The organism is Pseudomonas agarici (assembly GCF_900109755.1).
Lineage (GTDB): Bacteria > Pseudomonadota > Gammaproteobacteria > Pseudomonadales > Pseudomonadaceae > Aquipseudomonas > Aquipseudomonas agarici.
Genome location: NZ_FOAR01000026.1, coordinates 66,559 through 84,217, shown reverse-complemented (window position 1 = coordinate 84,217; position 17,659 = coordinate 66,559). Strand labels below are relative to the sequence as shown.

21 protein-coding genes and 1 tRNA gene are annotated in these 17,659 nt (G+C 59.0%); 17 read left to right on the top strand and 5 right to left on the bottom strand.

The annotated features are described in order from the left end of the window. From BMX68_RS20645 to BMX68_RS20630, 4 genes are all read right to left on the bottom strand, one after another. Positions 1–893, bottom strand: an 893-nt coding sequence (locus BMX68_RS20645) for a T6SS effector BTH_I2691 family protein (protein ID WP_039791953.1), incomplete at its 3' end; no start/stop codon positions are given. Continuing rightward, on the bottom strand, positions 886–1,260 hold the full coding sequence (locus BMX68_RS20640) for a hypothetical protein (protein WP_074862564.1): 375 nt from the start codon (positions 1,258–1,260) through the stop codon (positions 886–888). The genes BMX68_RS20645 and BMX68_RS20640, both read right to left, overlap by 8 nt. Before the next feature lie 312 nt (positions 1,261–1,572). After that, positions 1,573–1,881 carry a hypothetical protein gene (locus BMX68_RS20635; protein ID WP_017131677.1) on the bottom strand — a complete coding sequence of 103 codons (309 nt, stop codon included), beginning with the start codon at positions 1,879–1,881 and terminating at the stop codon, positions 1,573–1,575. Between the two features lie 301 nt (positions 1,882–2,182). Continuing rightward, positions 2,183–2,267, bottom strand: a tRNA-Leu gene (locus BMX68_RS20630). A gap of 108 nt (positions 2,268–2,375) precedes the next feature. Between BMX68_RS20630 and queA the strand changes: the two genes are divergently transcribed. From queA to BMX68_RS20600, 6 genes are all read left to right on the top strand, one after another. Continuing rightward, positions 2,376–3,440, top strand: coding sequence for a tRNA preQ1(34) S-adenosylmethionine ribosyltransferase-isomerase QueA (gene queA, locus BMX68_RS20625; RefSeq protein WP_017131678.1), 1,065 nt, complete (start codon positions 2,376–2,378; stop codon positions 3,438–3,440). Positions 3,441–3,454: 14 nt separating this feature from the next. After that, positions 3,455–4,570 carry a tRNA guanosine(34) transglycosylase Tgt gene (gene tgt, locus BMX68_RS20620; RefSeq protein WP_167375466.1) on the top strand — a complete coding sequence of 372 codons (1,116 nt, stop codon included), beginning with the start codon at positions 3,455–3,457 and terminating at the stop codon, positions 4,568–4,570. A 182-nt stretch (positions 4,571–4,752) separates the two neighbouring features. After that, positions 4,753–5,091, top strand: coding sequence for a preprotein translocase subunit YajC (yajC, locus tag BMX68_RS20615; protein ID WP_017131680.1), 339 nt, complete (start codon positions 4,753–4,755; stop codon positions 5,089–5,091). A gap of 62 nt (positions 5,092–5,153) precedes the next feature. Further along, positions 5,154–7,022, top strand: coding sequence for a protein translocase subunit SecD (gene secD, locus BMX68_RS20610; RefSeq protein ID WP_017131681.1), 1,869 nt, complete (start codon positions 5,154–5,156; stop codon positions 7,020–7,022). Positions 7,023–7,031: 9 nt separating this feature from the next. Then, a complete protein-coding gene (gene secF, locus BMX68_RS20605) occupies positions 7,032–7,946 on the top strand; it encodes a protein translocase subunit SecF (RefSeq protein WP_017131682.1) in 915 nt (304 codons plus the stop codon). Between the two features lie 120 nt (positions 7,947–8,066). Beyond that, positions 8,067–8,615, top strand: a complete 549-nt coding sequence (locus tag BMX68_RS20600; protein ID WP_017131683.1) for a glycine zipper 2TM domain-containing protein — start codon at positions 8,067–8,069, stop codon at positions 8,613–8,615. Between the two features lie 85 nt (positions 8,616–8,700). On the opposite strand, the gene suhB is transcribed toward BMX68_RS20600, so the two are convergent. Beyond that, positions 8,701–9,516, bottom strand: coding sequence for a type III secretion system regulator SuhB (gene suhB, locus BMX68_RS20595; RefSeq protein ID WP_017131684.1), 816 nt, complete (start codon positions 9,514–9,516; stop codon positions 8,701–8,703). 145 nt (positions 9,517–9,661) lie between these two features. Between suhB and trmJ the strand changes: the two genes are divergently transcribed. The 11 genes from trmJ (at position 9,662) to ndk (ending at position 17,638) form a co-directional block, all read left to right on the top strand. Next, a complete protein-coding gene (trmJ, locus tag BMX68_RS20590) occupies positions 9,662–10,432 on the top strand; it encodes a tRNA (cytosine(32)/uridine(32)-2'-O)-methyltransferase TrmJ (RefSeq protein ID WP_060783358.1) in 771 nt (256 codons plus the stop codon). A gap of 2 nt (positions 10,433–10,434) precedes the next feature. Next, positions 10,435–11,217, top strand: a complete 783-nt coding sequence (gene cysE / locus BMX68_RS20585) for a serine O-acetyltransferase (RefSeq protein ID WP_026013139.1) — start codon at positions 10,435–10,437, stop codon at positions 11,215–11,217. Positions 11,218–11,469: 252 nt separating this feature from the next. Further along, a complete protein-coding gene (gene iscR / locus BMX68_RS20580; protein ID WP_026013140.1) occupies positions 11,470–11,961 on the top strand; it encodes a Fe-S cluster assembly transcriptional regulator IscR in 492 nt (163 codons plus the stop codon). A 49-nt stretch (positions 11,962–12,010) separates the two neighbouring features. Beyond that, entirely contained in the window at positions 12,011–13,225 is a 1,215-nt protein-coding gene (locus BMX68_RS20575) for an IscS subfamily cysteine desulfurase (protein WP_026013141.1), read from the top strand. 102 nt (positions 13,226–13,327) lie between these two features. Beyond that, on the top strand, positions 13,328–13,714 hold the full coding sequence (gene iscU, locus BMX68_RS20570; protein WP_003248539.1) for a Fe-S cluster assembly scaffold IscU: 387 nt from the start codon (positions 13,328–13,330) through the stop codon (positions 13,712–13,714). Between the two features lie 37 nt (positions 13,715–13,751). Next, the gene (gene iscA / locus BMX68_RS20565) at positions 13,752–14,075 is read left to right on the top strand and encodes an iron-sulfur cluster assembly protein IscA (protein WP_017131689.1); all 324 of its coding nucleotides are present in this window, start codon (positions 13,752–13,754) and stop codon (positions 14,073–14,075) included. Positions 14,076–14,083: 8 nt separating this feature from the next. Then, complete coding sequence (gene hscB / locus BMX68_RS20560) at positions 14,084–14,605, top strand: co-chaperone HscB (RefSeq protein WP_017131690.1); 522 nt, start codon at positions 14,084–14,086, stop codon at positions 14,603–14,605. A 51-nt stretch (positions 14,606–14,656) separates the two neighbouring features. After that, complete coding sequence (hscA, locus tag BMX68_RS20555) at positions 14,657–16,519, top strand: Fe-S protein assembly chaperone HscA (protein ID WP_017131691.1); 1,863 nt, start codon at positions 14,657–14,659, stop codon at positions 16,517–16,519. 2 nt (positions 16,520–16,521) lie between these two features. Next, positions 16,522–16,905: an ISC system 2Fe-2S type ferredoxin gene (gene fdx / locus BMX68_RS20550; protein ID WP_017131692.1), complete on the top strand. Its 384-nt coding sequence runs from the start codon at positions 16,522–16,524 to the stop codon at positions 16,903–16,905. Positions 16,906–16,919: 14 nt separating this feature from the next. Continuing rightward, a complete protein-coding gene (gene iscX, locus BMX68_RS20545; protein WP_017131693.1) occupies positions 16,920–17,120 on the top strand; it encodes a Fe-S cluster assembly protein IscX in 201 nt (66 codons plus the stop codon). 92 nt (positions 17,121–17,212) lie between these two features. Then, positions 17,213–17,638 carry a nucleoside-diphosphate kinase gene (ndk, locus tag BMX68_RS20540; RefSeq protein WP_017131694.1) on the top strand — a complete coding sequence of 142 codons (426 nt, stop codon included), beginning with the start codon at positions 17,213–17,215 and terminating at the stop codon, positions 17,636–17,638. Positions 17,639–17,659: the final 21 nt, after the last annotated feature.

The window sequence follows — 17,659 nt, the reverse complement described above, 5'->3', positions numbered from 1 at the left end:
AAGCTGGCGCGGTTGCATAACGTGCTGCGCAGCACCGCCGCTTCATGGGTAATGCCGACCGCGTCCGGGAGACAGACGATGTTGACATCGCTGAGCGAATAACCGCCTGCTTCACACAAGGCTTGTGCTTGTGCCATCAGGTCGCTGGCGCGCTCCGGGCGTTTTTGTGCAACGCCTGGGGTGTCGGTCAACTCCAGGGGCGCGTGGGGGTTACCGCGTAATGCGAAGCGAGGTAACTCGGGATCATAATCGGCCAGGGTTTGGCTGATCAGGGCTTCGCTGATGGGTTGACGGCGAGCCCCCTGGCCGTTCAGTGCGTTGACCTCGCTCATGCGCTGTGCTCTGAGCGTGGCGTCTTGCGCGTAGCGCTCACGCACGCTTTCACTGAACGGATGGTCGCTGTAAGCCACCCACACCTTGCCGGTATTTTGGGCGTATGGAATGACAAACAACATCGCCGTGGCATAGGAAGCTGTTCGTGTGCAACTGAAGTCTTCGGGGTGCTTGAGGGTGTTTGCCGGGAAAATGTCCAAATAGTGGGGCTTCATGTAGCCGCCCTCAGTCACCCGAAAGACTTGCCAGCCTTTTTGCACCCGCGTGTGCGGGGTGTGCGGTTTTTCGTAGTAGGCCATGACATAGCCTTGACGCAATGGCCGCATCACGTAGCGCGAATAGCTCAAGACCACCGGAGCGGTCTGTTGATCGAGCCAGGGACTGAGGGTGGCCTGTTTGCTTTGTGCGTAAAGGGCGTCAGCAAGACCGGCGCGGACCAATAACACGGGCAAGCCCTCTTTGACGCAAGCCTCGCAGCCGTTTTTTACATTGACGCTGGGCATGAGCGACATGGCCAAGTCGATATTGGCGGCATATTGACTTACTGGCTCATCACTCATTTATCTTTGCTCCCAATCGTGTGTGTTCCGGGTTTAAGTCATTGCTGGCCAGTGCCTGCTGATAACGGGCCAGCCCGCCATTGCTGCCCACGCGCGCGTAGTGGCTGACATGCCCATGAAAGGGGCGCAACTCGCTACGCGAGTCCGCGCACCGCATCTGCAACAGGACCTGCGCGCGCACCAGTTGTTCCAGGGGTAAGCGACCATCTGCGGGCAAGGCGCTCAGCTCCAGGCGGTAGCCGCCTTGATCCAGCGCTTCCCAGTCGTCGAGGTATTTAGCGATGAATACGTTCTCGCCCAAGGGTGTGTGCAGGCGCAGGAGGCAGTTCTGCTGGAAAACCGCTTTGTTCAATAAGATGGAGGACATCCCTTGGCTCCTGGATTTCAACGGAGCCCAGAGAGTAAAGACAGAATGGCAACCAAGTCTGTCGGAAATGTCCTTGCTGCGATGGGGTTATTTCTCTATAGGGGGTATTCCCGGTCGGATCGCTCAATAACCTATGGGGAACCATCTTACAGTTGATGTCCGGTTTTGTAGGGGCAAGTCCAGTGAGTACCTTTTGACCGTTAACGCCATCACTAAATTGGTGCCAAGGGTCGTTTGCTGCGAACTCTTGGACGTTAGAAGGAGCAGCCGCTACTCCTATCGGGAGAACGGCAGCCAAGACGAGTGCTAGCCTTATTTGGTTAACAGCCCTCCGACTTCTTTCCGCAATTGTTCAACGACCACGTCAAACATTTGAGGGAAAGTCTCTCCGAAAAATTTCGCCTCAGTCTTAAAGGGATGGCCCATAGACGCCTTGTTGACGCCGAAGGCTTCACCTTGATCGGTCAATTTCCTGAATGACTTCATCACACCGTTGCCGGTGGTGCTCACATACTCAAAATTTTCCGCGTAACCAGCTTTCAACAGAGCATTCATGATGGTGCTCGCGTCAAATGAGACGTCATGGTCAGCAACCAAGGCCTTCAGGGATTTTGCTTGCATGTGGCTTTCCTTGCGTGGTGGCGATGTGCCTAGGTTAATCCTCGCCTGAGCCACACATCTATGCAGCCCATGGTTGACCCTTTTACGCACTGCTGCAGAGCCGCAGCACTTCAAACGGTCTGGATCAGAAAGGATGGCTTGAACGCACAGTCTCTCGCGTGAATGCAAAGCAAGAAGACCACTGCCTGGAGGCAATTTTTCCCAAGAAAAGGGTATGAGAAGGGTAGGTTTTTTGGATAGAAAAAGGGGTAGAAATTTCTTTCTACCCCTTCTCTAAATCCTTGATTTACAAGGATTTGTATGGTGCCCCGAGGGAGACTCGAACTCCCACTCCTTTCGAAAACGGATTTTGAATCCGCCGCGTCTACCAATTCCGCCATCAGGGCTCAATGGCGGCGAAGTATAGAGACGTGATTACCGTTGGTCAATCGCCTTTCATGGTCAATTTTGCTGAATTCCGCTAAACTTTCCGGCCCTGCTAGACGAACCCCATCATGCGCGTCGCTGACTTTACTTTCGAGCTCCCCGATTCCCTGATCGCTCGCCATCCACTGGCCGAGCGTCGCAATAGCCGCCTGCTGACCCTGGATGGGCCCAGCGGCACGCTGGCACACCGTCAATTCACTGATTTGCTTGAGCATTTGCGCCCAGGCGATCTGATGGTGTTCAACAATACCCGGGTCATTCCAGCCCGTCTGTTCGGCCAGAAAGCCTCCGGCGGCAAGCTGGAGATTCTCGTGGAGCGGGTGCTCGACAGTCACCGCGTATTGGCCCACGTGCGCTCCAGCAAGTCGCCAAAGCCCGGTTCGAAGATCCTGATCGAAGGCGGTGGCGAGGCCGAGATGCTGGCCCGTCACGACACGCTGTTCGAGCTGGGTTTCACAGAGCACGTACTGCCTTTGCTGGAGCGGGTCGGCCATATGCCGTTGCCTCCTTATATAGACCGTCCCGACGAGGGCGCGGACCGCGAGCGTTATCAGACGGTCTACGCCGAGCGCCTGGGGGCCGTGGCCGCGCCCACCGCCGGCCTGCATTTCGATCAACCGCTGCTGGACGCCATCGCCGCCAAGGGTGTCGAGACCGCGTTCGTTACCCTGCATGTCGGTGCCGGGACCTTCCAGCCGGTGCGCGTGGAGCGTATCGAAGACCACCACATGCACCACGAATGGCTGGAAGTCAGCCAGGCGGTGGTGGATGCCGTCGCCGCCTGTCGCGCGCGCGGTGGGCGGGTGGTCGCCGTTGGCACCACCAGTGTGCGCTCGCTGGAAAGCGCCGCCCGCGATGGCGTGCTCAAGCCGTTCAGCGGCGATACCGATATCTTTATCTATCCTGGCCGACCCTTCCATGTGGTCGATGCACTGGTGACCAATTTCCATCTGCCCGAATCCACGCTGCTGATGCTGGTTTCGGCCTTCGCCGGTTATCCCGAGACCATGGCCGCCTACCAGGCCGCTGTGGCGAACGGTTACCGCTTTTTCAGTTACGGTGATGCGATGTTCATCACCCGAAACCCCGCGCCGACCGGACCCCAAAAATCGGCCTCCGAGGATCAAGCATGAGTCGTACCAGTCGTATGTCGTTCGAGTTGCTCGCCACCGATGGCAAGGCCCGTCGCGGTCGCCTGACCTTCCCGCGCGGCACCGTCGAGACCCCGGCCTTCATGCCGGTGGGCACCTACGGCACGGTCAAGGGCATGCTGCCACGGGATATTGTCGCTACCGGCGCCGAGATCATTCTGGGCAATACCTTCCACCTGTGGTTGCGCCCAGGCACCGAAGTGATTAAGGCTCATGGCGACCTGCATGATTTCATGCAGTGGAACGGCCCGATCCTCACCGATTCCGGCGGTTTCCAGGTGTTCAGTCTGGGCGCCATGCGCAAAATCAAGGAGGAGGGGGTCACCTTCGCCTCGCCGGTCGACGGTGCCAAGGTGTTCATGGGGCCGGAAGAGTCGATGCAGGTCCAGCGCGACCTCGGCTCGGACATTGTGATGATTTTCGACGAGTGTACGCCGTACCCCGCCGATGAAGACGTCGCCCGGACCTCCATGGAGTTGTCGCTGCGTTGGGCCCAGCGTTCGAAGAATGCCCATGGCGACAACAGCGCGGCGCTGTTCGGTATTGTCCAGGGCGGCATGCATCAGAACCTGCGTATGCGCTCGCTCGAAGGTCTCGACAAGATCGGCTTCGATGGCCTGGCCATCGGTGGTCTGTCGGTGGGCGAGCCCAAGCATGAAATGATCAAGGTGCTCGATTACCTGCCGGGTCAGATGCCTGCTGACAAACCTCGTTACCTTATGGGTGTTGGCAAGCCTGAGGATCTCGTAGAGGGTGTGCGCCGCGGGGTGGACATGTTCGATTGCGTGATGCCGACCCGCAATGCCCGCAATGGGCATCTGTTCGTCGATACCGGCGTGCTGAAGATCCGTAACGCGTTCCATCGCCATGATGATTCGCCGCTGGATCCGACCTGCGATTGCTACACCTGCCAGAACTTCTCCCGCGCTTATCTGCATCATCTGGACAAGTGCGGCGAAATGCTGGGGAGTATGTTGAATACCCTTCACAACTTGCGCCATTACCAACGGCTTATGGCTGGTTTGCGCGAGGCTATTCAACAGGGTACATTGGCCGCCTTTATCGATGCCTTCTACGCCAAACGCGGGCTTTGCGTGCCGCCTTTGGACTGAGTTTTCAGACCGCAGGGTCCGAGCAAAAACTTGCCGAGCGATGATCAGGCAAGGCAAAAACAGGCAAAGAGGCGCGATTGACTGGTGTCAAACCGCATTGCGAGCCTGTTTTTAACCCAGCATGATCGTCGCACGGCGGGTTTTGCTCAGATCCCGGAATAATTTTGCAACTGGAGTGCTATATGAGCCTTTTTATCTCTAACGCGTTCGCGGATGGCGCCGCACCTGCTGCTGCCGGTCCGATGGGCGGTGGTTTCGAATGGATTTTTCTGGTCGGCTTCCTGGTCATTTTCTATCTGATGATCTGGCGTCCGCAGGCCAAGCGCGCCAAGGAGCAGAAGAACCTGCTGGGCAACCTGGCCAAGGGCGACGAGGTGGTGACTACCGGTGGTATTGCCGGCAAGATCCTCAAAGTGACCGACGATTTCGTCGTACTGGAAGTTTCCGACACCGTTGAAATGAAGTTCCAAAAGGGTGCCATCGCGGCCACTCTGCCTAAAGGCACGCTGAAAGCGATCTAAGTTTCAATATTTAACAATCGACGGGGCGCGCAAGGCGCCTCGCGTCATAAGCGGGCGGCGTGATGCTGAACAAATACCCTCTGTGGAAATACGTACTGATCCTGGCGGTGCTGGCGATCGGTTTTATTTATTCCGCTCCCAATCTCTACCCTGACGATCCGGCAATCCAGGTCAGTGGCGCCAGCACGGCGTTGCGGGTCAATCAGGCCGATCTGGATCGAGCGAGCAAAGCGCTCACCGAAGCCGGTTTCGCTGTCAAGGGGGCGACCCTGGCTGCCAACGGCAAGGACGGCCTGCTGCGCTTGACCAAGCAGGAAGACCAACTGCCGGCCAAGGACGTGGTGCGTAAAGCCCTCGGTGACGACTACGTAGTGGCCCTCAACCTGGCACAAACCACCCCGCAATGGCTGCGCAACCTTGGCGCGCACCCGATGAAGCTGGGTCTGGATTTGTCCGGTGGTGTGCACTTCTTGCTGGAAGTGGACATGGACAAGGCCCTCGATGCCCGCCTGAAAGTCTACGAGGGCGACGTCAAGAGCCTGTTGCGCAAAGAGCGTGTACGTTATCGTAGCCTGCCGCAGCTCAACGGCGCCATTCAACTGGGCTTCGCTGACAATGATTCCCGCGAGCAGGCTCGTGCCCTGATTCGCAAGAACTTCAACGATTTCGACATTGTTCCGGCTGATCTGAACGGTCAGGCGGTGCTGCGTCTGGCGATGACCCCAGTCAAGCTGGCGGAAATCCGTGAATATTCCATCAAGCAGAACTTGACCACGGTCCGTAACCGCGTCAACGAACTGGGTGTGGCCGAGCCACTGGTTCAGCGCCAGGGTGCCAATCGCATCGTGGTCGAGCTGCCGGGTGTGCAGGACACCGCTGAAGCCAAGCGAATTCTGGGCAAGACCGCCAACCTCGAGTTCCGCCTGGCCGCCGAGCCGGGAGCGTCGAAGGCGACTTCCGAAGAGTTCGAGTTCCGTGAAGGCAATCGCCCTCCCGCGCTGATCGAGCGTGGCCTGATTATCACCGGCGACCAGGTGACCGATGCCAAGGCCGGTTTCGGCGAGCACGGTAGCCCGGAAGTGAACATCCACCTGGATGGCCACGGCGGCGAACTGATGAGCCGTGCCACGCGCAGTAACGTCGGTCGCCAGATGGCGGTGATCTTCATTGAGCAGCGTCCGGTCACCACCTACACCAAGCAGATGGTCGACGGTGTCGAGAAAGATGTGCCGGTGCAGACCTTCAAGGAAGACAAGAAAATCATCAGCCTGGCGACTATCCAGTCGCCGTTGGGCGCGCAGTTCCGTATCACCGGCCTGAACGGTCAGGGTGAATCGTCGGAACTGGCTCTGCTGCTGCGTGCCGGTGGTCTGGCTGCGCCGATGTACTTCGCTGAAGAACGTACCATCGGCCCGAGCCTGGGTGCCGACAACATCACCAAGGGTATCGACGCGTCGCTGTGGGGGATGCTGTTCGTTTCTCTGTTCATCATCGCCATCTATCGCTTCTTCGGTATCATCGCCACCGTGGCGCTGGCCTTCAATATGGTCGCGCTGTTGGCATTGATGTCGCTGTTGGGGGCGACCCTGACTCTGCCGGGTATTGCCGGTATCGTCTTGACCATGGGGATGGCGGTCGACGCCAACGTACTGATCTTCTCGCGGATCCGTGAAGAGATCGCCGCAGGCATGACGGTTCAGCGAGCGATCAACGAGGGCTTCAATCGCGCCTATACGGCAATTGTCGACGCCAACCTGACGACGTTGCTGGTGGGCGGCATCCTGTTCTCCATGGGTACCGGTCCGGTCAAGGGCTTTGCGGTGACCATGTCCCTCGGGATCTTTACCTCGATGTTCACGGCCATCATGGTGACTCGTGCGATGGTCAACCTGATCTTCGGCGGTCGTGACTTCAAGAAGTTGTGGATTTAAGGGGCTGCCATGTTACGTACTATCAACTTCATGGGCGTTCGCAACGTTGCGTTCGGCGTCACTGTGCTCCTTACCGTTCTGGCGTTGTTCAGCTGGTTCCATAAGGGCTTGAACTACGGTCTGGATTTCACCGGCGGTACGCTGATCGAGCTGACCTATGAGCGTCCGGCCGATGTGATGAAGGTGCGCTCGCAACTGGCCGAGGCCGGTTATCACGATGCGATTGTGCAAAGCTTCGGTGCAACCACCGACCTGCTGGTGCGGATGCCGGGTGAAGACCCGCAACTGGGTCACCAGGTCGCCGAGGCGTTGCAGAAGACCGGTGGCGACAACCCGGCACAGGTCAAGCGTGTCGAATTCGTCGGCCCGCAGGTGGGTGAGGAGCTGCGCGACCAGGGCGGTCTCGGCATGCTGATGGCGCTGGGCGGCGTGCTGATCTACCTGGCCTTTCGCTTTCAGTGGAAGTTCGCGGTCGGCGCCATCGTGTCGTTGATCCACGACGTGGTCGTGACCGTGGGGATCCTGTCGCTGTTTCAGATTACCTTCGACCTGACGGTGCTGGCGGCGGTGTTGGCGATCATCGGTTACTCGCTCAACGACACCATTGTGGTATTCGACCGGGTTCGCGAGAACTTCCGGGTCCTGCGCAAGGCCAGCCTGATCGAGAACATCAACATCTCGACCACCCAGACTTTGCTGCGCACCGTGGCGACGTCGATCTCCACGTTGCTGGCGATTGCGGCCTTGCTGTTCTTTGGTGGCGACAACCTGTTCGGCTTCTCCATTGCACTGTTCGTCGGTGTGATGGCCGGTACCTACTCATCGATCTATATCGCCAACGTGGTGTTGATCTGGCTGAACCTGAGTAGCGAGGACCTGATTCCTGCGGCCAACACCCAGAAGGAAATCGACGACCGTCCTTGACGCTGGTTTCCCTTCCGGCTGTCGCCTTGAAAGGCGCGAGTATTGAACTCGCGCCTTTTTTTATGCTCCAAGGCTAGGAGAGTGCGGATATTTTCCGCTTGAGATGGTCTGGAGGTTCACGTGAACAAATCGTTGCTGGTGGGTGCGGTATTAGGTGCTGTCGGTGTCACTGCCGGAGGTGCTGTTGCGACCTACAGCATGGTGAAAAGCGGCCCCGAGTATGCACAGGTGTTGGCGGTCGAGCCTGTGAAAACGCAGATCAAGACGCCGCGTGAGGTGTGTAAGGATGTGGCCGTGACCCGGCAGAAACCGGTCCAGGACGAGCATCGCCTGGCGGGTACGGCGTTGGGCGCAGTGGGCGGTGGCCTGCTGGGCAGTCTGGTCGGTGGCGGCAAGGGCAAGACCCTGGCCACTGTGGTTGGCGCGGTGGGTGGCGGTTATGCCGGTAACAAGGTGCAGGAGGGCATGCAGGAGCGTGACACTTACACCACAACCCAGACCCGCTGCAACACGGTCAATGATATCAGCGACAAGGTCGTCGGTTATGACGTGCGCTACCAGCTCGACGGCAAGGAGGGCAAGGTGCGCATGGATCGCGATCCTGGCAACCAGATTCCAGTCGACAAGGAAGGTCGCCTGATTCTCAGCCAGAACCAGCCCGGCCAGTAAATGTTGATTGTCCCCTGTGGGGTCGGTTGACGAATCACAGGTACAAAAAAAGCACCCCTCGGGGTGCTTTTTCATTCTCTGGCGCTTAGCGCTTCAGCGAGGCCGGCAAGTGCGGCTGGATCGCGGTCAGCACGGCCTTGAAGCACTTGGTGTTGCCGGCGACGATATGGCCTTTCTCAAGGAAGTCGTGACTGCCGGTGAAATCGCTCACCAAGCCACCTGCTTCCTGAATCAGCAGGGCGCCCGCCGCCATGTCCCATTCGGATAGGCCAGATTCCCAGAAAGCGTCGAAACGACCGGCAGCCACATAGGCCAGGTCGAGGCTTGCAGCGCCTGCGCGGCGAATACCGGCGGTCTGGCCGACCAGGGCGCGGAACATGCCCAGGTAGTTGTCGATATTGTCCATCTGGTCATTACGGAACGGGAAACCGGTACCCAGCAGGGCGCCGTCGAGGCTGGTGCGACCGCTGACGCGCAGGCGACGACCGTTCAGTTGGGCGCCACGGCCACGGCTGGCGGTGAATTCTTCCTGGCGAACCGGGTCCAGAACCACGGCGTGCTCAAGGCGGCCGCGATACTTGCAGGCGATACTGACCGCGAAGTGGGGGATGCCGCGCAGGAAGTTGGTGGTGCCATCAAGTGGGTCTATGATCCACAGGTAATCTTCGCCTTCACCGCTGCCGGCATGGAAGCCGGTTTCTTCGCCGCGAATGGCGTGGGTCGGATACGCTTTGCGTAGCGCATCGATGATTTTCTGTTCGGCGGCGCGATCTACCTCGGACACGTAGTCCTTGGCGTCTTTTTCGTCGACCTTGATGGTATCCAGGCGCTCGATGGAGCGGAAAATCAATTCACTGGCGCTGCGGGCGGCGCGCAGCGCGATATTCAGCATGGGCTGCATGGACGTTTCACCTAGAGTGTTAAAGAAAGCCGAATATTCTAACAGAAAAGTATTATCGGTGAAGGACGACATTCAGCTTCGTGGCGTAAACCTGAGCGCTTCTGTAAGATTTGCTCCCCTTTGCCCTGTCCGAGAGCGCCTCTTCGTGTTGCAAAATATTCGTGTCGTCTTGGTCAATACCAGTCATCCGGGCAATATCGGCGGGGCTGCGCGAGCCATGAAGAACATGGGGTTGTCGCGCCTGGTGTTGGTTGAACCACGTACCTTTCCGTCCGATGAGGCTGACGCACGTGCCGCCGGCGCCACCGATATCCTTGCAAACGCCCAGGTCGTCGCCACCTTGGAGGATGCGCTGAGCGGCTGCAAACTGGTGTTCGGTACCAGTGCGCGGGATCGGCGGATTCCGTGGCCGTTGCTCGATCCTCGCGAGTGCGGTGTGAAGGTGGTCGAGGCGGCGGCACACGATGCGCAGATCGCCCTGGTGTTCGGTCGTGAAGACAGCGGCCTGACAAACGACGAGTTGCAGCGCTGTCATTACCACGTGCATATCCCATCGGATCCCGAATTCAGCTCGCTGAACCTTGCGGCGGCGGTGCAGGTGTTGAGTTATGAGGTGCGCATGGCGTGGTTGGCGGCCGAAGGCCAACCGCACAAGATCGAGAAGGATGAAGTGGCGTCCACCCGCAGTGGTGAGCTGGCGACCATGGATGAGTTGGAGCGATTCTATGAGCATCTGGAACAAACGCTGACGGCCATCGAGTTTCTCGATCCGCAAAAGCCCCGGCACCTGATGGCGCGCCTGCGCCGCCTTTACGGACGCAGCTCGGTTAGTCGAGCGGAAATGAATATATTGCGTGGCATTCTCACGGAAACCCAGAAAGCGGCCCGTGGCGAGCTTCTTAAACGGAAGGATTAATGATGTTCGAGCGTTTGCGTGAAGATATCCAGAGCGTATTCCATCGTGACCCGGCGGCGCGCAATGCTTTTGAGGTACTGACCTGCTACCCCGGCATGCACGCCATCTGGCTGCATCGCCTCAGTCATTGGCTGTGGGGGATGGGCTGGAAGTGGCTGGCGCGGGTGGTGTCGAACTTTGGCCGCTGGTTGACCGGCATCGAGATTCACCCAGGCGCCAAGGTCGGGCGACGCTTCTTTATCGACCATGGCATGGGCATCGTGATTGGCGAAACCGCCGAGATCGGCAACGACGTGACCATTTATCAAGGCGTCACCCTGGGAGGGACCAGCTGGAACAAGGGCAAGCGTCATCCGACCCTGGAGGACGGCGTGGTCATCGGTGCCGGGGCCAAGGTGCTGGGGCCGTTTGCTGTCGGCGCTGGAGCCAAGGTTGGCTCCAATGCGGTAGTGACCAAGGCGGTTCCGCCGGGGGCGACGGTGGTGGGTATCCCAGGACGGATTATCATGAAATCCGACGATCAGCAGCAGGCCAAGCGCAAAGCGATGGCCGAGAAGCTGGGCTTCGATGCTTATGGTGTCGGTGAGGATATGCCGGACCCAGTGGCGCGGGCCATCGGCCAGATGCTCGATCATTTGCAGGCGGTCGACGGACGTCTGGAAGACATGTGCGGTGCGCTGAAGGATCTGGGCAGCAACTACCGCGCCAAGGACTTGCCGGAGTTGCACTGTGAGGGTTTTGTCGAAGTGAAAGATGAGAATGAGGGTGAGGCCAAGACAGGTTGATCCTCGTTGGGTTTGCCAGCCGCGTCGTTGGCGAACCGGCTCCCATGGGCTCGCTGGCGCAGGCGTCCGAAAGGGCGCCACTGAGTCAGTAGTCGCACCGAGCTAGCATCAGTGCCATTGCGCTGGGGACTTTGCTATAATGCGCGCACTCTTTTACGGGTAAACCTGACTAAAGTACTGGGTCTTATAGTTGACTTAAATACTCGGGAATTGCATACTCGTACCTATCCCGTAACTCCGTGGTAATTGTCCATGCGACTGACTACAAAAGGCCGATATGCCGTGACCGCCATGCTCGATCTGGCGTTGCACGCGCAGCACGGGCCGGTGTCCCTGGCCGATATCTCCGAGCGCCAAGGCATCTCCCTGTCCTACCTCGAACAGCTTTTCGCCAAGTTGCGTCGCAGCAACCTGGTCTCCAGTGTCCGTGGTCCGGGCGGCGGCTACCAGCTGTCGCGTGACATGCAGGGGATCCAGGTTGCTCAGGTGATCGACGCAGTGAATGAATCGGTTGACGCCACCAAGTGCCAGGGGCTCGGTGATTGCCACTCCGGCGACACCTGCTTGACCCATCACTTGTGGTGCGACCTCAGCCTGCAGATCCACGAATTTCTCAGTGGTATCAGCTTGGCGGACCTTGTGACTCGCCGTGAGGTACAAGAAGTCGCCCAGCGTCAGGATCAGCGCCGCTGTAATGGCAAGGCGCCACGCCTGGATAAGATCGAAGCGTCCGCCGTCGAATGACAGCCAAAGAGCCCGCGGTGCGCCAGCCAGCCTGATTAGGAGATAGTTGATGAAATTGCCGATTTACCTTGATTACTCTGCAACTACACCGGTTGATCCGCGTGTCGCGCAGAAAATGAGTGAGTGTCTATTGGTTGACGGAAATTTCGGCAACCCGGCTTCGCGTTCCCACGTGTTTGGCTGGAAAGCCGAGGAGTCCGTCGAGAACGCACGTCGCCAGGTCGCTGATCTGGTCAATGCCGACCCCCGTGAAATCGTCTGGACCTCAGGTGCCACCGAGTCCGACAACCTGGCGATCAAGGGTGTCGCGCATTTCTACCACACCAAGGGCAAGCACCTGATCACCAGCAAGATCGAGCACAAGGCGGTTCTCGACACCACGCGCCAATTGGAGCGTGAGGGTTTCGAGGTCACTTACATCGAGCCCGGTGAAGATGGTCTGATTACGCCGGCCATGGTCGAAGCTGTCTTGCGCGACGACACCATCCTGGTGTCGATCATGCACGTGAACAACGAGATCGGTACCGTCAACGATATCGCCGCCATCGGTGAGCTGACCCGTTCGCGCGGTGTGCTGTTCCACGTAGATGCCGCCCAATCGACTGGCAAGGTCGAGATCGATTTGCAGAAGCTGAAGGTCGACCTGATGTCCTTCTCGGCCCACAAAACCTACGGCCCCAAAGGTATCGGTGCGCTGTATGTGAGCCGCAAGCCGCGTGTGCGCCTCGAAGCGACCATGCACGGCGGCGGCCATGAGCGTGGCATGCGCTCCGGCACCCTGGCGACCCACCAGATCGTCGGCATGGGCGAAGCCTTCCGTGTGGCCAAAGAAGACATGGCCACCGAGAACGTGCGAATCAAGGCTCTGAGCGACCGTTTCTACAAGCAGGTCGAGCACCTGGAAGAACTGTACGTCAACGGCAGCGTGACCGCCCGTGTACCGCACAACCTGAACCTGAGCTTCAACTACGTCGAAGGCGAGTCGCTGATCATGGCGCTCAAGGATCTGGCGGTTTCCTCCGGTTCGGCCTGTACCTCCGCCTCGCTGGAGCCTTCCTATGTGTTGCGCGCCTTGGGCCGCAACGACGAACTGGCACACAGCTCGATCCGCTTCACCTTCGGCCGTTTCACCACCGAGGAAGAAATCGATTACGCCGCGCAGAAAGTCTGCGAGGCCGTGACCAAGCTGCGCGCTCTGTCGCCGCTGTGGGACATGTTCAAAGACGGCGTCGATATCTCGAAGATCGAGTGGGCGGCACACTAACCATAGAAGCCGCCGGATACAGCTCCTGTAGTGACGCGGCGACTGACGCAAGCGCAACTACAGGGTCTCAAGAGCGGCCCTGATGAGAGAGGATTAAGTATCATGGCTTACAGCGAAAAGGTCATCGACCACTACGAAAACCCGCGCAACGTCGGCAAGATGAATGCCGAGGACCCGGATGTCGGTACCGGCATGGTCGGCGCGCCGGCGTGCGGCGACGTGATGCGCCTGCAGATCAAAGTCAACGAGCAGGGCGTTATCGAAGATGCCAAGTTCAAGACCTACGGTTGCGGTTCGGCCATCGCCTCCAGCTCCCTGGCGACCGAGTGGATGAAAGGCAAGACTCTGGATGAAGCAGAGACCATCAAGAACACTCAGTTGGCTGAAGAGCTGGCTCTGCCGCCGGTGAAAATCCACTGCTCGGTACTCGCCGAAGACGCCATCAAGGCTGCCGTTCGCGACTACAAGCAGAAGAAAGGCCTGATCTGAAGGATCCGGCGTTCAAGCGAAAAGTAAGGAGTCAACGATGGCTATCAGCATGACAGAAGCGGCTGCTCGGCACGTGCGACGCTCCCTTGACGGGCGCGGCAAGGGTGAAGGGATTCGTCTGGGTGTTCGCACCACGGGCTGTTCCGGCCTTGCCTATGTGCTGGAGTTCGTCGACGAGGTGGTTTCCGAGGATCAGGTGTTCGAGAGTCACGGCGAGAAAGTGATCATCGACCCCAAAAGCCTCACGTACCTGGATGGCACCGAACTGGATTTCGTCAAGGAAGGGTTGAACGAAGGCTTCAAATTCAACAACCCCAACGTGCGCGGTGAGTGTGGCTGCGGCGAAAGCTTCAACATCTGAGGCTATGTGTGGGTACTCCTTGTCATTACGCTTTATTCGAGCTGCAGCCGAGCTTTACGCTGGATCTCGAGCAGTTGGCCGTGCGTTACCGAGAGTTGGCGCGCGCTGTTCATCCGGATCGCTTTGCCGACGCTTCCGAGCGTGAGCAGCGGCGGGCCCTGGAGCAATCCGCGAGCCTCAACGAGGCCTACCAGACGCTCAAGAGTCCGGCCAAGCGCGCGCGTTACCTGCTCGCCATGGGCGGTCGTGAGTTGCCGCTGGAAGTCACGGTGCATGACCCCGACTTCCTGATGCAGCAGATGCAATGGCGCGAGGAGCTTGAGGAGCTGCAGGACGATGCCGACCTGCCGGGCATCGTCGTGTTCAAGCAGCGCCTGAAGGCCGCGCAGAATCAATTGAACGACAGCTTCGCAGCCTGCTGGAACGATGCCGCGCAACGTGAGCAGGCCGAACGCCTGATGCGGCGCATGCAGTTCCTCGACAAGCTCACCTACGAAGTGCGCCAGTTAGAAGAGCGCCTCGACGATTAACCCAGTGCCGCTGCGGTGGCACGCCTGATATTCAGATAAGTCCAGATAACGATGGCCCTACTGCAGATCGCCGAACCCGGCCAAAGTCCCCAACCGCACCAGCGTCGCCTGGCGGTCGGGATTGACTTGGGTACTACCAATTCGCTGGTCGCTGCATTGCGCAGTGGTCTTTGCGAGCCGCTGGCCGACGCCGACGGGCAGGTGATCCTGCCGTCTGCGGTGCGCTATCACGCCGACCGCATCGAAGTCGGCCAGTCAGCCAAGCTTGCCGCCACCAGTGATCCGTTCAATACCGTGTTGTCCGTGAAGCGCCTGATGGGTCGTGGCCTGGAGGACGTCAAGCAATTGGGCGAGCAACTGCCTTACCGCTTTGTCGGCGGTGAGTCGCACATGCCGTTCATCGACACTGTCCAAGGTCCCAAAAGCCCGGTCGAAGTTTCCGCCGATATCCTCAAGGTGTTGCGCCGCCGCGCCGAGGCGACCCTGGGTGGTGAACTGGTAGGGGCGGTGATCACCGTGCCGGCCTATTTCGACGATGCTCAACGCCAGGCGACCAAGGATGCGGCCCGGCTGGCTGGCCTGAACGTGCTGCGCCTGCTCAACGAGCCCACCGCCGCCGCCGTGGCTTATGGCCTGGACCAGCATGCCGAAGGCCTGGTCGCGATCTACGACCTGGGTGGGGGCACTTTCGATATTTCTATCCTGCGCCTGACCGGCGGGGTCTTCGAGGTCTTGGCTACCGGCGGCGACAGCGCCCTGGGCGGTGATGACTTCGATCACGCGATTGCCGGCTGGATCATCGAGCAGGCTGGTTTGTCCGCCGATCTCGATCCGGGTGCTCAGCGCAGCTTGCTACAGGCAGCCTGTGCGGCGAAAGAAGCCCTCACCGACATTGCCTCGGTCCAGGTGAGCTATGGCGTGTGGCACGGGCAACTGACTCGTGAAGCGTTTGACGCGCTGATCGAACCGATGGTCGCCCGCAGTCTCAAGGCGTGCCGGCGTGCCGTGCGTGATTCGAATGTCGAGCTTGAAGAAGTGCGTGCGGTGGTCATGGTGGGCGGTTCGACCCGCGTACCCCGAGTGCGCGAGGCCGTGGCCGAGATGTTCGGTCGCCAGCCGCTGACCGAAATCGACCCGGATCAAGTAGTGGCCATCGGCGCCGCGATCCAGGCCGATACACTGGCTGGCAACAAGCGCGACGGTGACGAGTTGTTGCTGCTCGATGTGATTCCGCTGTCCCTGGGCTTGGAGACCATGGGCGGGTTGATGGAGAAGGTGATCCCGCGCAACACCACTATTCCCGTGGCCCGTGCCCAGGATTTCACCACCTACAAGGACGGTCAGTCGGCCATGGCGATTCACGTGCTGCAAGGCGAACGTGAGCTGATCAGCGACTGCCGTTCCCTGGCTCGCTTCGAACTGCGAGGTATTCCGGCGATGGTTGCCGGTGCGGCGAAGATCCGCGTGACCTTCCAGGTCGATGCCGACGGCCTGCTCAATGTCACGGCCCGCGAGCTGGGTTCGGGTGTCGAGGCGGGCGTCCAGGTCAAGCCATCGTATGGCCTGACCGATGGTGAAGTGGCCCGGATGCTCAAGGATTCCTTCCAATATGCCGGCGACGATAAGGTTGCCCGCGTGCTGCGTGAGCAACAGGTCGATGCCCAGCGCTTGATCGAAGCGGTGCAGGGCGCCCTTGAGGCAGATGGCAAACGCCTGCTTGATGACGAAGAGCGCAGGGTCATCGAGCTGCAGATGCGAGAATTGGGTGAGTTGATGAAAGGCACCGACGGTTATGCCATCGAGCAACAAACCAAGCGCCTGTCGCAAGTGACCGATGCCTTTGCCGCCCGCCGCCTGGATTCAACGGTGAAAGCTGCCCTGGCGGGGCGCAACCTGAATGAGATTGAGGAATAACAATGCCGCAGGTGATTTTTCTTCCCCATGAGAAGTTCTGTCCGGAAGGGGCGGTTTTGGACGCTGAACCGGGTACTTCCATTTTCGAATTGGTAAAGAAGTATAACAACGAGCAGCGGCTTGAGTATGGGCATGGTCACGATGGCGAAATCGAAATCGAGAGTGCCTGCGGTGGTGTCTGCGCGTGTACCACCTGCCACTGTGTTGTTCGCGAGGGCTTCGATTCGCTGAACGAGGCCGACGAACTGGAAGAAGATTTACTGGACAAGGCTTGGGGGCTGGAGGCGCAATCACGCTTGTCCTGCCAGATAGTCGTCGGGGAGGAAGATCTGACGATAGAGTTTCCTAAGTATACGCTCAACCTTGCGGCCGAGGCGCCGCACTGACTCGGGGAGTTGTGATGAGTCTCAAGTGGACTAATGTGTCGGACATCGCCATCGAGCTGGCGGAACGCAGGCCTGAGGTGGACCCGCGTTACGTGAACTTCGTCGATCTTCACAATTGGGTCGTCACGTTGCCGGGGTTTGATGACGATCCTAAGCGCGGTGGCGAAAAGGTTCTCGAAGCTATTCAGCTCGCCTGGATCGATGAAGCGGGCTGAGTTTGCACCCTACGCAGTTAGGCAATACCCGAGAACCCGCGTATAATTCGCGGGTTTAATTTTTCGCAAACTATCGTTTCTGGAGTTACACCATGGCTGTTCAACGCACTTTCTCCATCATCAAGCCTGACGCTGTTGCAAAAAACGTTATCGGCGAGATTACTACCCGTTTCGAAAAAGCCGGCCTGCGCGTTGTCGCGTCGAAACTCAAGCAACTGTCCAAGGCCGAGGCCGAAGGCTTCTACGCTGAGCACAGCGCTCGCGGTTTCTTCGGCGATCTGGTGGCTTTCATGATCTCCGGCCCTGTGGTTGTCCAGGTTCTGGAAGGCGAAAACGCTATCGCTCTGAACCGTGAACTGATGGGCGCCACCAACCCTAAAGAAGCCGCCGCCGGCACCATCCGTGCCGATTTCGCCGAATCCATCGATGCCAACGCTGTACACGGTTCGGACTCCGAAGCCGCTGCTGCTCGCGAAATCTCGTACTTCTTCGCGGCTACCGAAGTAACCACTCGCTAAGCGAAGGCTTTGGAGTGAGGA

Coding starts and splice junctions, on each gene's coding strand:
- fdx (WP_017131692.1), top strand. CDS start 16,522: ATGCCGCAGGTGATTTTTCTTCCCCATGAGAAGTTCTGTCCGGAAGGG.
- tgt (WP_167375466.1), top strand. CDS start 3,455: ATGTCGTTCGAGTTGCTCGCCACCGATGGCAAGGCCCGTCGCGGTCGC.
- iscU (WP_003248539.1), top strand. CDS start 13,328: ATGGCTTACAGCGAAAAGGTCATCGACCACTACGAAAACCCGCGCAAC.
- queA (WP_017131678.1), top strand. CDS start 2,376: ATGCGCGTCGCTGACTTTACTTTCGAGCTCCCCGATTCCCTGATCGCT.
- yajC (WP_017131680.1), top strand. CDS start 4,753: ATGAGCCTTTTTATCTCTAACGCGTTCGCGGATGGCGCCGCACCTGCT.
- iscA (WP_017131689.1), top strand. CDS start 13,752: ATGGCTATCAGCATGACAGAAGCGGCTGCTCGGCACGTGCGACGCTCC.
- secF (WP_017131682.1), top strand. CDS start 7,032: ATGTTACGTACTATCAACTTCATGGGCGTTCGCAACGTTGCGTTCGGC.
- secD (WP_017131681.1), top strand. CDS start 5,154: ATGCTGAACAAATACCCTCTGTGGAAATACGTACTGATCCTGGCGGTG.
- BMX68_RS20575 (WP_026013141.1), top strand. CDS start 12,011: ATGAAATTGCCGATTTACCTTGATTACTCTGCAACTACACCGGTTGAT.
- suhB (WP_017131684.1), bottom strand. CDS start 9,516: ATGCAGCCCATGCTGAATATCGCGCTGCGCGCCGCCCGCAGCGCCAGT.
- iscR (WP_026013140.1), top strand. CDS start 11,470: ATGCGACTGACTACAAAAGGCCGATATGCCGTGACCGCCATGCTCGAT.
- BMX68_RS20635 (WP_017131677.1), bottom strand. CDS start 1,881: ATGCAAGCAAAATCCCTGAAGGCCTTGGTTGCTGACCATGACGTCTCA.
- iscX (WP_017131693.1), top strand. CDS start 16,920: ATGAGTCTCAAGTGGACTAATGTGTCGGACATCGCCATCGAGCTGGCG.
- cysE (WP_026013139.1), top strand. CDS start 10,435: ATGTTCGAGCGTTTGCGTGAAGATATCCAGAGCGTATTCCATCGTGAC.
- ndk (WP_017131694.1), top strand. CDS start 17,213: ATGGCTGTTCAACGCACTTTCTCCATCATCAAGCCTGACGCTGTTGCA.
- hscA (WP_017131691.1), top strand. CDS start 14,657: ATGGCCCTACTGCAGATCGCCGAACCCGGCCAAAGTCCCCAACCGCAC.
- BMX68_RS20640 (WP_074862564.1), bottom strand. CDS start 1,260: ATGTCCTCCATCTTATTGAACAAAGCGGTTTTCCAGCAGAACTGCCTC.